11 protein-coding genes are annotated in these 13,427 nt (G+C 38.5%); 3 read left to right on the forward strand and 8 right to left on the reverse strand.

The genetic code is table 11. From position 1 onward, the window contains the following. The first annotated feature begins 18 nt into the window (after positions 1 to 18). Positions 19 to 1,653, forward strand: a complete 1,635-nt coding sequence (locus tag EHQ16_RS04895; protein WP_135635087.1) for a hypothetical protein — start codon at positions 19 to 21, stop codon at positions 1,651 to 1,653. Positions 1,654 to 1,673: 20 nt separating this feature from the next. Here EHQ16_RS04895 and EHQ16_RS04900 read toward each other — a convergent pair whose 3' ends face one another. Then, a complete protein-coding gene (locus tag EHQ16_RS04900; protein WP_135635085.1) occupies positions 1,674 to 2,585 on the reverse strand; it encodes an ankyrin repeat domain-containing protein in 912 nt (303 codons plus the stop codon). Continuing rightward, positions 2,582 to 4,339 (reverse strand): GMC oxidoreductase, encoded by a 1,758-nt coding sequence (locus EHQ16_RS04905; protein ID WP_135635083.1) that lies wholly within the window; start codon positions 4,337 to 4,339, stop codon positions 2,582 to 2,584. Before EHQ16_RS04905 ends, EHQ16_RS04900 begins: the two co-directional genes overlap by 4 nt. Positions 4,340 to 4,471: 132 nt before the next feature. Here EHQ16_RS04905 and EHQ16_RS04910 point away from each other — a divergent pair, with 132 nt between their 5' ends. Continuing rightward, a complete protein-coding gene (locus EHQ16_RS04910; protein ID WP_135635081.1) occupies positions 4,472 to 5,503 on the forward strand; it encodes a DUF2804 domain-containing protein in 1,032 nt (343 codons plus the stop codon). 10 nt (positions 5,504 to 5,513) lie between these two features. Here the strand turns inward: EHQ16_RS04910 and EHQ16_RS04915 are convergent, their stop codons facing one another. Together EHQ16_RS04915 and EHQ16_RS04920 are read right to left on the reverse strand one after the other, a co-directional pair. After that, entirely contained in the window at positions 5,514 to 8,600 is a 3,087-nt protein-coding gene (locus tag EHQ16_RS04915) for an efflux RND transporter permease subunit (protein ID WP_135635079.1), read from the reverse strand. Positions 8,601 to 8,663: 63 nt separating this feature from the next. After that, the gene (locus EHQ16_RS04920; protein ID WP_135635077.1) at positions 8,664 to 9,338 is read right to left on the reverse strand and encodes a DsbA family oxidoreductase; all 675 of its coding nucleotides are present in this window, start codon (positions 9,336 to 9,338) and stop codon (positions 8,664 to 8,666) included. 52 nt (positions 9,339 to 9,390) lie between these two features. On the opposite strand from EHQ16_RS04920, the gene EHQ16_RS04925 reads away from it, so the two are divergent. Beyond that, positions 9,391 to 10,575: an Acg family FMN-binding oxidoreductase gene (locus tag EHQ16_RS04925; protein WP_135635075.1), complete on the forward strand. Its 1,185-nt coding sequence runs from the start codon at positions 9,391 to 9,393 to the stop codon at positions 10,573 to 10,575. Here EHQ16_RS04925 and EHQ16_RS04930 read toward each other — a convergent pair. The 4 genes from EHQ16_RS04930 to EHQ16_RS04945 are packed head-to-tail and all read right to left on the reverse strand — an operon-like array spanning position 10,572 to position 13,390. Then, positions 10,572 to 11,372: an EAL domain-containing protein gene (locus EHQ16_RS04930; protein WP_208742230.1), complete on the reverse strand. Its 801-nt coding sequence runs from the start codon at positions 11,370 to 11,372 to the stop codon at positions 10,572 to 10,574. The genes EHQ16_RS04925 and EHQ16_RS04930 overlap by 4 nt on opposite strands. A 50-nt stretch (positions 11,373 to 11,422) precedes the next feature. Further along, complete coding sequence (locus EHQ16_RS04935) at positions 11,423 to 12,391, reverse strand: sulfite exporter TauE/SafE family protein (protein ID WP_135635073.1); 969 nt, start codon at positions 12,389 to 12,391, stop codon at positions 11,423 to 11,425. Positions 12,392 to 12,396: 5 nt separating this feature from the next. Next, on the reverse strand, positions 12,397 to 12,969 hold the full coding sequence (locus EHQ16_RS04940) for an LIC12231 family lipoprotein (protein WP_135635071.1): 573 nt from the start codon (positions 12,967 to 12,969) through the stop codon (positions 12,397 to 12,399). Then, the gene (locus EHQ16_RS04945) at positions 12,950 to 13,390 is read right to left on the reverse strand and encodes a hypothetical protein (protein ID WP_135635069.1); all 441 of its coding nucleotides are present in this window, start codon (positions 13,388 to 13,390) and stop codon (positions 12,950 to 12,952) included. Before EHQ16_RS04945 ends, EHQ16_RS04940 begins: the two co-directional genes overlap by 20 nt. Positions 13,391 to 13,427 lie beyond the last annotated feature (37 nt).

Genomic DNA, 13,427 nt, shown 5'->3' on the forward strand with positions numbered 1-13,427 from the left:
TTATGCCCCAAAAATCAAATGAAACCAATCACTAAAACAACCACCTGCTTCACTTTCATCCTCTTTTTGTTCTTTATCAATTCTTGTTCTAGTTCTAACGGAAAAGAACCAGAAATAACAAATCCAATTTCCCTTCGGTTTCAATTCAAATTAAAATCCATCCCTAAAGAATTAAATGGGGAAACGATATCTTATTTGCTTAAATTTTATCATTGTCCTAACATAACAGCTAAAGACTGTTATACGCCTATATCAATTCAATCGCATAAAAATACAAAACAAATCCAGTCTTCCATTGACCAAATGAACTTTCATGGACTGGCTCCAAACCAGTGGACACATCTTTCTATCCGCATCGAAGGAATAGAAAAAGTTTATGGAAAATACTCACCAGGTCATAATCCTTTTTGGATTCAAAATACAGATTCATTTTCTAAAAATCCAAACATAACACATGAGTTTACTTTTGTAAGTCAAGAAAACCTGATCCCCAATCGCAAACAAGAAGAGTTGGCTTCAAAATTTGCACCCATCCTTGTCTTTCACAAGGATAAAAAATACCTACCAACGAATATAGAAAAGTATGCAAATTATTTTCAGCCGAAAGAATACACTCTTCCAAATAAAGATATCCGTCGTAAAACAACAGGCCAAACAACTTGGAACTATGTTGAATTTCCTGACCTAAACGAAACAGAAAAACAAACCCATTTGTACTATCATGTTCGTTATGCCAATGCCACTGTATCGGGTACACAAAAAGAAGCTTTGCCAGGATTTAGAGATAACGGTAACTATTGGTATGGAGTAGGAAATGGAGATATGGTTATCTCTTATTGGATTTGGTATGATTGGAATGAAGGACCAACCAAATTTGGAAATATCCACCAAGGGGATTTAGAATCTTATGCACTTCTTGTCTCAAAAGAAGGAAAACCAAAACGAATTTTACTGACAGGACATGATCATATCCTACTCGATACGGATTTTCGAAATATCAATTCATTAAAAAATCATCCAATCCTTTATGTGGCCAAAGGGAATATGAGCTCCGATGGTGGGAATCCAACATCAGCTTATGGTGGTTATACGGTAAAACTTCATGCAGGCAATGCACTCTTTAATTATATTTCTGATCCTTGGGATGTGTTTCCAAGTTTTGACCCAGAAAACTCTATCCTAATCATTCCGAAAAATTTATCGGAAAAAGATTTAACCAATGTTAAAATTGGTTCAGGAATCACTGACAAAACAGCTACGTTAGATGATTGTGAATGTAAAGACCTGCCCGAACCAACTCGTTATGTGGATGCACGTAAGATGATCAAAGGGCAAATTGAAAGGCTTGTGGCTTGGGAAGAACCAGGATGGGTGAACCAACCGGCAGACAAAGATCCTGACGGTCATCATAAAGTAGATCCCAAACTCTCCTCCTTCTTTAAGTTCCAAGGAAGGCTAGGAAAACATCCCAGATCCGATTTAAGGATTCGAGAGTTACACCAATACGGCGAATCTCCGGAGAATGCTCCTTTCAAAACCAATATCGAACAACATTATACGTTTGAAAGTCCTAAAACCGACAGGTCATATACTGACAGGGAAGGAAACTATGGGCCAAAATTTTTAGGAGATGATTCCACTCCGCAAAAGTAATTCGATCCAACCGAATTTAATTAAATCAGATCAACTAACTTTGCTTTGGTTAGTTCTTCTGGTTTGAATGGTTTTTCTTTTCGAAGAAATTCAATCATTTCCTCTCGGCGTACATACCCTGCGCCGAGGATTGCTTTTTGGATCACAAAATCTTTCCAAGTTTTGAGTGAATGACCAAATTTTTCACGGTCGAGTAATCTCGTAATCGATTCCTCATTTTCCCCCCAAACAAATGGATTAGCACCGACATGGAGAAGGTCAGCCATACATTCGACTGCATCGGCGGAAGCCGATAAAAACAAAGCCGTATTTCCGAAATTATCTTTTGTTTCTAATAAAACATTTCCTTCTTCCAAAAGAAACGAACATAACTCATGTAAGTTTCTCTCAGCAACCAAATGGAGGGCAGTTTTCCCTTCACGATCAATTTGTTGGACGATATCTGGAAACTTTGACAGAAGTTTGGTGATGATTTCCATTCGGTCTTCGATGATTGCTTCTAAAAATACAGACCGCCCCTCTTCATTTCGTAAAGAAACAATCTCTTCCGTTAATGAATTAAATAAAACCTCCCATAGAGATTCAGCGGACTCAAGAACTGCCAAATGAAAGATGGTGTTCCCATTTTTATCTCTTGTGAGAAGATATTTTGAATTTTTCCAAACAGAAACCGTATCCACTAAGATTTGAAGGAAAGAATCTTTGTTTTGATTCACTACATCAAAGATCACATTGCCTGGAGTGGTATAAGGAGATAAGGGATCAGCTCCTTTAAGGATGGCATGACGAAAGAGCTCCGCACTCTCCATCTTTAACATCCAGGAGAGAGCATTCGTTCCATAAAAATCTAATTCATTTGGATCAGCACCAGCGCTGATCTCGGCGTCCCAGTCTTCGATACTGCCAGATTTGGCTATGTCTATCAAACTCATTTAGGTAATGATAAACGTTTCCTCACAGAAGTCGATTTTTTAACGGAAGGTTTCTTCGGAATCGAACCAAGGATTTTATCAAAACCTTTTTTGGTTTCGAAAGATAAAAATTGGATCGCTTTATTACCCTTGGTAGGAACAAAACTCATGGCTCGTTCCGAGAGAGCTGTGATGGTCAAACTTGGATTTACACCTAAGTTCACCGTAAGCATGGACGCATCGCAAACACGTAGGTTCTCGTATCCAAACACTTTGTTTTCCATGTCGATCACACCACGTTCTGCTGAGTCAGCGACAATACAACCACCCATGATATGACCTGTCAAAGGGGCACTGAGAAGAGTGTCATTGAAAGAACTGCGAGGAATCCCACCCACTATCTCTGCGAGTTTCCTTGTAAAGGCATTGGCAATCGGAATATAAGTTGGTGTGGGTTCACCAGTGGAAAGAGCCGATGTGATGGTTCTTTGGAAAGGCCAAATGATTCGTCTTTTACGGACAAGTCGTACGCTATTATCAACAGTTTGCATCACAAGTAAAATGATAGAGTTTTTTGCAAACCCGACAGGATTATGTGCTTTTAAAAAATAGATGGGATGGCGAAGCATAGTCCAAAAAAATTTGAGTGGTCTTGGAAACTTCCCACCTCCATCAGTCATCACACTGGCAAGGAGAGCAAAAAAATCCGATCCTTTGGAATACCGAACAGGTTCGATATGAGTATTTTCATCGGGATGGACAGATGATGTAATCGCAATCCCACGTGAATAATCAACACCCTTACTCGCTGGAACTGTTACTGGTAATACGGTTTCGCTATTGGTTCGAACTGTATCACCTAACTTTTCTGACAAACGGATCAATTTGTTTTCAAATTGCATTTTGAGTAGAAGTCCAACAGTACCCATCACACCAGCAGAAAGAACTACTTGTTTGGAACGAAATTTCCTTTTCGGATAACCAAACCAACCGGTTGTACTGTTTGATTCTAATTCATATCCAAACTCACCGCTAGCTTCTGGATCAGGAATTCCTTTTTCATTCAGTGGAACAAGAGAAGTGACTTTGGTTTCAGGAAGAATTTCTGCTCCGAGTTTCTCGGCTAAATATAAATAGTTTTTATCGAGAGTGTTTTTTGCGTTATGACGACAACCGACCATACAACCACCACAAAAATTACAAGGGTCTCGATCGGGACCATCGCCTCCAAAAAAAGGATCCTTTGGATCTTTTTTGTTACCAAAATAAATTCCCACAGGAGTTCTTCGGAAGGTATCTTCTTTACCAAAAGTTTTGGCAGTTTCTAATAAAATTTGGTCTGGTTCCCAAAGTTGTGGGTTCTCTGTTACACCAAGCATGTGTTTTGCAACATCATAATATGGTAATAATGCTTTTTCTCCACCCATTTTGGAATATAAAGGAGAGTTTAAAACTTTAGCTGATGGAACATATAACGTACAAGCATAAACTAATGAACCTCCACCCACACCTGCCCCACTCACGAGTAAAAAATCATTCAGTAAATTGATCCTTTGAATTCCATAAAAACCTAACTTTGGCATCCATAAGTATTTACGAAGGCTCCAATTTGTTTTTGGAAAGTCTGTTGATTTCCATCTTTTTCCCGATTCAATCACTAAAACCTTATAACCTTTTTGTGATAACCGATAAGCAGAAACAGATCCTCCAAAACCAGACCCTACGATAATAAAGTCATAATCATAATTTTGTTCTTTTGGAATGGATTGACTCATGGTTCGTTTTTCCTTGTTTGTGGTGCGTGAGCGAAACCGAGTCTGCAATGGAATTCGATTCCTGTCAATTCGCTCTTAGTGATTCTAATAAAAACTTCTCGTCGAAAGTTATCAATCTTTTTGAATCGGTTCATGCCTGAGATTAAAAAACAAATTCCCCTATTAAAAAACGATGGAACCCTTACGGAAGAAGGTTGGGCTCGTTCCCCTTTTTGGACTTATAACCGTGAAAATATCGCCGCATCAGCATTAAAAATCAAGGAATGGGATTATTATTCTATTTTATCACCTACAAAAGAATTTGGAATCACTATAACGGCATCTGATTTGGGTTATGCGGGTCTCTTTGCAATTTGTTTTTTAGATTTCAAACAAGGAACATTTAAACAAATCGATACACTTTCGGTTCTACCTCTTGGCAAAACAGGATTTCCACGTGTTAGTAGTGGTGGGGTGGTTCAGTTTGAAGATAAAAAACTGAAACTACGATTTGAAGTCATAAATGGAAAACGAATTTTAGAATTTGAATCCAAATCTTTCGACGCACCAGATGGGGGAAAAGGAATCCAAGGAAAAATCGAACTTACCGAACCTAAAATGGATTCGATGAATATTGCTACCTCTTGGAAAGAAAACAGAAAAGCATTCTATTATAATACTAAAATCAATTGTATGCCCGCTTCCGGAAAAGTATTCGTAGGAAATACAACGTATCAATTCGATTCCAAAAAAGATTTTGGCGCACTCGATTGGGGACGTGGAGTTTGGACATATAAAAACAGATGGTATTGGAGTTCCGTCTCTGCTTGGGTGGATGGAAAACCATTTGGTCTCAACTTAGGATATGGATTTACAGATAGAAGTCCTGCTTCTGAAAACATCATTCTTTACGATGGCAAAATTCATAAACTAGAGGAAGTGGATTTTATCATTGATACCAAAAACTATATGGCGCCATGGAAATTCACTTCCAATAACAATCGTTTGGATTTGGATTTTACACCCATCGTAGATAGAAATTCTTATATGAATTTTTTAATCATTAAAACGGTACAACACCAAGTGTTTGGAATGTTTAATGGAACTATGGTTTTGGACAATGGGAAAAAGTTGAAACTCCAAAACATCCTCGGGTTTGCCGAAGATGTTCTGAATCATTACTAAAGCATATAACTTATGTTCGTTTCTTTAGTTTGTAATAAGCTGAAAAACTAGCAGGAATAAAAATAAGTGATCCAAAGGTTCCGAATCCAAGTCCCCAGGCTAAGGAGAGTGTCATCGGAATGAGGAGCGGATCCGAACCACCGATCGCATAAGCAGTCGGAATCATTCCAGCCATAGTGGTGAGAGTTGTCACAAGAATGGGGCGAAATCTTTCACCAGAAGCCGTTATGAGAGAATCATACAACCCTTCTCCTTTGGCTTGGAATTCTTGGATGGTATCTACAAGTACGATGGAGGCGTTCACAATTACTCCTGCAAGACCAATGATACCAATCATTGCAAGAAAACTTAAAGCCTTTCCTGAAATCAAAAACCCAAATACCACTCCCACAAATCCTAAGGGAATTGATAACAAAATCAACACTGGTTTTTTGATGCTATTGAAGATGATCGCGAGGATGGCAAAAATTCCAAAGAATGCCAAAACACCAGCTGTCAGAAGTGAGACCATTGACTTGGCAGTTTCTTCTTGTTCCCCTCGGAACTTAATTTTATAACCTGGATACTTTTTACCAATATTTCCAAACTCATCCACTATTTTACCATTCACAATGGTGGAACTTGTTTTGGCTTCATCCACATCAGCAAGTACAGTGATGGCTTTTTCATAATCATTATGATACAAAGCTTCAATCCCCTGAACCGTTGTTTTTGTGGTAACTGCGGTAATTGGTGTTAGGAGGCCAAATTTATTAGAGATTTGGATTGAATCCAAATCTTCCAATCCATCGCGGAACTGGTCATCGTTTTGGATGACAATTTTGACTTCATCCTTACCCTTACGTAGGTTAGATGCCTCTAAACCTTCCATGGCGGTTCGCACATAATAAGCTGTGACTTCTGTATCAATTCCTGTGATGGCAGAAGCAGTGTCTTTCATACGAATTTGAATTTCTTCTCTACCAGGTTTGTAATCATCGTTGATATTGATGACACCTTCTTGTTTTCTTAAAAAATCCTGCATCTCAGTTGAGATCTGTTTTAGAGTTTTATAATCGCGACCTTCAATCGCAACGGTCACAGCGGCTCCAATGGGAGGGCCGTTCACTACTAAATCAACCATCACCGAAACCGCACCTGGAAGTTTTTTCAAATCAGGTTCAAGTTCTCCAAAAATTTCTTGGGCAGTTCGTTTTCGTTCTGTTTCCGGAACAAGAATGATCTGCGCCATACCTAACTGCTCACCAATCCGAGTTAATGGATCGGTTGGATCTGTTTGTTGGATTCCAATTTTCAAAATAATACTTTGAACTTCATTTTTAGGAATTTTATTCAAAATGGGTTGGAAGTATTGCAATTGTTTGGTGGTCTCTTGTGCAGAAAAGTCAGGAGGGAATTCTGCTCGAACCATCACATAATCAATCCCTTCTTTAGGAAACAAATTGAAGTTCATGAGTCCGACAAGCCCACAAGAAGATAAAAATACAATGAGGATACAACCAAGTGTTAGGAAAGGTCGATTGACAACGCGAGTAATGAAACGAGTGAATCCAGCTTTTAGAGATTCAAATCCATTTTCTAAAACAGAACGAAACCTTTCGCGATGTTTCGAACGTTTTTTGACCTCATGTGATGTGAACTGTGCATACCGAACGGGAAGTAATAAAAAGGATTCAAACAAAGATAAAGTCAAAGCCACAATCACCATAAATGGAATTTGCCAAATGAATTTACCCATAATTCCAGACATAAACGCCATCGGCAAAAAGGCTGCTACTGTTGTGAGATAAGATCCAATGATAGGAACAAATAACTCGCTAGCACCAAGTACTGCCGCTTCCCTTGAATCCATTTTTTTAGATCTGAACTTGTAGATATTTTCCGATATGATGATACTATTATCAACTAACATCCCCAGGGAAATGATAATCCCGAGCATTGATACTAAGTTGAAGGATACATCAAAGATAGGAAATGCAATCGTAGTTGCAAATAATGTCAATGGCAAAGATAAACTTGTGAGAAGTGAATCTTTAAGACTAAAAAATAGAATTAGTACTAAAACAACTAAAAACAATCCTTGAAGGGAATTGGTGATCACCACATCCAATCGTTTGATGGCACGTGCCCCTTCATTATTTAATTCCGTAAATTGAATGTTAGCGGGAATTTGTTTCTTTAATTCATCAATACGGTCTTGGACCGCTTCTACAGTTCGTATGATGTCGGCACTGTCTTTTTTGATGATTTGTAAGACGTATGCAGGTTCGCCATTCACAACGGCAATCACACGAGGCCTTTCGTATGTATCTTTTACATTGGCAACTTGTGATAAAAGAATGGTATTTCCCGTTTCATTCGAACGAATGGGAATGTTTTTAATATCATTGATTTCGTTAATTTCACCAGTCACCCGAATGTCTTGAGTGATGGGTCGTAAAAATGATCCAGCAGGAACGCTTATATTTCTTTTTGAAATTGCGTTGATGATATCAGAAAAACCGAGTGTGTATCGTTTCTTTAAATCAGGATCAACACGAATGCGCCATTCTTCTTTTCGTTTTCCAAAAGCATCCACACGAGAAACACCAGAAACTTTGCGCATTTCATCTTCGATGAATCGACCCATTTCTTGTAGTTCCATTTCATTCATGGCACCATGGATCGCAATCTCTAACACTGGAAAGTTGGAACTCTTTTGTTCTGTGACAATAGGTCGGTCTTTCACTTGTGTTGGTAAATTAGTCACACGATCCACAGCACGTCTGATATCGTTCACAACACCATCAGGGTTATTGTGTTCTAAATCAATTTTGATGCTGATATCAGATTCGGAGTTACGAGAGATGGATCGAACTGAGTCCAATCCTTCTACTTCCCGTAATTTCTCTTCAATGGGAATGGTAACTTTTTTCTCTACGTCCACGGGACTTGCACCAGGATATACAGTGAGAACTCGTACTTGGCGAAAGTTCACCCGAGGGAATGCTTCTCGTTTCATGGAAAGGACAGAGATCATTCCCGCAAGGAACAAAAAGATAAAAACCAAATTGGCAACTAATGGTTTGTAGACGAAGAAATGGATAATTTTTTTCATAAATAGAATTCGGTTAGAATCAATCTAAAAATCTTGAATGTTCGGTCAAGGTGAAACGTTAATTTATTGACTTTGTTTTTCTGACTCTCGTTCTTTTAAAACAGTTTCAATCACTTCTACAAAAACAGATGGGTCTTGCGCCCCACTCACAGCATACTTTCCGCCAATGATAAAATAAGGAACACCGCTGATTCCATTTTGGTGGTAATAGGATATCTCTTGTCGGATATGTTCTTTGAGTTCTGGATCTGCAAAAATTGCATCAAACTTAGCACGGTCTTTGTACAATGGTTCTGCCACTTTCCAAATGGTTTCTTTGTCGGTAAGATCCTTTCCTTCCGTAAAATTGGCTGAAAAAAACAAATCCACAAGTTTTGCTTGTTCTTCTAAAGTAGAAAGTCCTGCTACAAGTGCGTGTAATATGAGAGTGTTCGTGGCTTTTGGGATGGCTTCAAACTGGAAAGGTATTCCTACGGATTTTCCAATTTCAGTGAGACGTTGCCAAGCTCCATCGAGCCTATCCAAACTTCCAAATTTCTGCGTTAGGTGTTCTTTGTAATTGATTCCTTCTTCTGGAATTTCTGGTGAAAGTTGGAAAGGCCTCCATCGAACTTGTGGATCAATTTTAGTTCCTACAGTTTGGAGGGCCAACTCCAGTTTCTTTTTTCCTACATAACACCAAGGGCAAGCTACATCGGATACGATATCAATGGAAAAAGGTTCAGAGTTGGTTGACATTTTAAATTAGACTCCCATCCAATTAAGGTTTAGAACCATAAATGGGAAAATAATGAAGCTCACAAGAAAAAGATTCCTGATTAATAGTTTTGCCACCGGTGCCTTGGTTTCCCTTTCCACATTACAAAAGAATTTATATGCCTATGGGGCGGAAACTTCTGCCCTACACAGAAAAGACCCACTCGGGTTTGCGGAGTCTTTGGGGTTCACCCAACCACTAGACCAGATCCTTGTGACGGCCCTTCTTGCACCCAACTCCCATAATTCCCAACCTTGGAAAATCAAACGTGTTTCCGACTCCGAATTTTTACTTTTTGGTGATGGAGAAAAACAACTCCCGGAAATCGATTCCCTAAACCGGCAATTTTTCCACACACAAGGTTGTTTTTTAGAACTAGCTCACTTAACAGCCGATAAACTTATGTTTGATACCAAAATCACATACTTTCCAAAAGGAAAACCAAGTTCCAAAACGTTTTCTACTTTGCCTGTTGCCAAATTTGAAATTTTCCCCAAATCAAAATGTGTTCATGACTTTTTATTTTCTGGAGTACCTGACCGCCGAATGAACCGTTCCGTATATTCCGGGGAATTCATTACAAACGAAGAAATCAATGACTTAAAAATGTTGATGGGGCCAACCAAACATAAACTACTTTTTGTGAATGATCCCAAACAATTAGAAACCATCTTACCCATACTGGATGCAGCTTTCGCTATGGAAACCAATCGTATAGTATCCAATGAACTGAATCGTAAATGGTTTCGAGTTTCCAAAGAAGATATCTACCAAAAACGAGATGGACTTACACTGGAAGGGAATGGACTTTCCGGAATCAAACTCTGGTTTGCCAAAACATTCTTCGTAGATCTATCGAAAGAAGCCTGGCATTCGAAATCTTCCAAGGATGCGGGAATCCAAATGTTTCAAAACCAAGTTTATTCTTCCAAGGCACTTGTTTTCTTTATCACAGAAGGTTCTGAAGAGGAACGTACATGGATCGAAGTGGGAAGAGATTTTATGCGTGTTAGTTTGGCATGTGCCGTTCGAAAGATTGCCTTTCATACCATGAACCAATCTGTGGAAGATTATCCAGAAAGTAGAGAGTTCACCAAACATCTGAAAACAACACTTGGATTAAAACCAAAAGAACAAATCCAATTGATTGCAAGGATGGGAAGGAGTTCCTATGAATACAATTCCCCTAGACGTGAATTAGAAAGTTTTATGATTTAAAGGGTTGGATAAACCACTTCACCAGCGGATTCAAAGGCTGGTTTAGAAAACAAATACCCTTGGTAAAGAGAAATTCCCATATCCACCAAAACTTTCAATTCCTCTATTGTTTCAACACCCTCAGCAATTACCTTTATTCCAATTTCATGACAGACACCCGCAATGGCTTTGGTTAGTTTTTGAGCCACCGAATTGGTATGAATGTTTCGGATGAGTTCCATATCTAATTTTATCAAATCAGGTTGGAATTTTGCTAGTAAATTGAGTCCCGAATAACCAGATCCAAAATCATCAATTGCAGTTAAAAATCCATATTCTTTGTATTTTTTAAAAATATTAATGATGTGGTCATGGTCTTGTACTTCTTCACCTTCCGTTAATTCAAAGACCAATCGATTCAATGGGAATTGGTATTCTTGACTGGCTTCTAAAGTAGTTCGAATACAAGTTTCTGGTTGGTAGACTGCATTTGGTAAAAAGTTAATATTCAAATATGAGGGAATACCAATTTGACTTGCCAATTGAATGGCTTTGATACGACAGGCTTGGTCAAACTGGTATCTGTTGGATGAATTAACCTTAGATAGAATTGAATACGCGGACTCCCCACTGGTTCCGCGAACCAGTGCTTCATGGGAATAAATGGTTTTTTGGTTCCAATCAATGATGGGTTGGAAAGCCATCGTAAAAGAAAAATCTAGGCCCGCCCCATTACGACATTCTACACAACTATACAACTTGGGAATTTTACCTGAGGGTGCTTCGATGAGTTGGTCTTCGGGGAATTTAGGCTTCATAAGCGTGATACTTTTTAGACGAAACTTACAAATAATTTGAAATTATACAATTAGAATTTTGGAAGTTTCCCTATCACATACCAAATCACAACTAAGAATTGGAATGTGGCAGTAACAAGAAGGATGGTGTAAGGTTTGGCATTGATTGCTTTTAATGATCCTATCCTTGCCCCAAAAATCCCACCAAAACTTCCAATGAGTGCCAATTCCAAATGCAATTTACCTTGGAAAAAATACAAAATACTCGTTCCAAAGGAAGTGAGAAAAATTCCGAGGAAAGAAGTGGCAACAGCCTCAACAGGACTCATTCGAAAGTAATACACAAATAAAGGGACAGCTAAGAAACCTCCACCAATTCCAAAAAAAGAAGAAAACAGTCCAAAAAAGATCCCAGTGAAAAGAACAATCAATACAGATTTGCGAGAATAAGAAAAGGATTCCGTATGCTCCTGATTCGCGTTTGCACCAGAATTTGAATTTGAATCAGATATTTTCGAAGCTGCCGTAGGATTTGGGTAAGAGTTTTGAGACTGCACCTCCAAAGATTGGTAGTATTTTTTCCTTCTTTTTAGGGCTGTTACCAAATTATAAACCGCAAGGATTCCTAAAAAAACTGTGAAAACAATTAGATAAATAAACTCTGAGAATGGAATTCCGTAGTACAACTGTTTGCCGAGCTCTGTGTCTTCAAACCTTCCAAACTTATAGGCAGTGTATTGGGCAGTCGGGATCGATGTACAAAGTAAAAGGAATCCTTGTTTCCAGCGGATTTTATTGTTTTTATAATAAACAACAAGTCCGGATAAAGAAGATACCGGCATTTGCGCTAATGAAACAGCAACCGCTTGAACCGCAGTTAGATGAAAAAAACTATGAAAAAATGGGGTGTAAATAAATCCACCCCCGAGTCCTAAAAACGATGCTAAATATCCAACAAAGAACCCAACTCCAAATACAACGAAGATCCCAGGCCAAAATCCCCAAACAAACTCATTGTATATTTGAAAGTTGAGATCCAATGATTTTAGAAGTGATCCTTGGCATCCTCAAAAAATTTATGCGTGGTTCTTTCGAATACCTCTCTTTCTGTTGCGGTTTCAAAATTGTACCAAGAGATAGGAACAAACAAAAGCCACTGCGCATAGGTTCTAAAAATATGGTAATCATAGGTTGCTACTTTTTTTCCATCTTTATAGAGTAGGTATTGGATATCGTATCCATCTTGGGTTGACCAAGCAGGAAGTAAAGTCGCAGTCAAAGTAGAAATTCCAAGAAATACAGTGGCTTCCGGCGACGGCGAACGGTAGTTAACTTTCACATTTACTAAATAACCAGATTTTGGTACATCCACTCCTTCCACTGTATTTTTAAAACGAGTTTTGTTCTGAAAATAATTCTTTAATGCTTCCCTTCCCCCTAAGTTGAGTTGCGGGAAGGTTGGAAGTACATAAACAAAATTTGCATCAATTGTTTTTTCTTCGGAAGGAAGAGGAAGAATCTTCGGATGATCCTTATAACTGATCAAACAATTGGTAAAAGTAAAAATTACAACGATTAACGATACTACCTGTGAAATTTTAGTTTTGGCTATGGTCATGTAAACCTTCCTCATCATGTCTTCTTTCTAATTCTTCGTACAATTCTTCTTGGTCTTCTGAAAAAAATAATTCAAATCCAATTCGTAAACAAACTGGATCATCTTCAATGGAAACATTACTTGGTAAAATTAAATTCATTACATAGAATGTATTGGATTCTGCTTCTTCTAAAAAAACTTCTGTGGCATCCCACTCATCAAACTCTTCCACATCAGGTTTGCGAAATTCTTTTAAAATTTCATCAAAGGGTTCTGTGATGTAGTTAAATTCGCCAGATTCACTATCGATGATGAACTGAATGTGGTGGCAACCTGGCCCCTCTTCTTCTAGCGGACTTAAAACTAAACTCCCACAAGCTGGGCAGTGGATGATGGGATCGATGGCTCCACTAGGCCAATTGATATTGATGGTTTCGATCATGTGGCAAACCTCAGGCTCCCCATTCTAATGAATCTCC

This window comes from Leptospira kanakyensis, assembly GCF_004769235.1.
GTDB classification, from domain to species: domain Bacteria; phylum Spirochaetota; class Leptospiria; order Leptospirales; family Leptospiraceae; genus Leptospira_A; species Leptospira_A kanakyensis.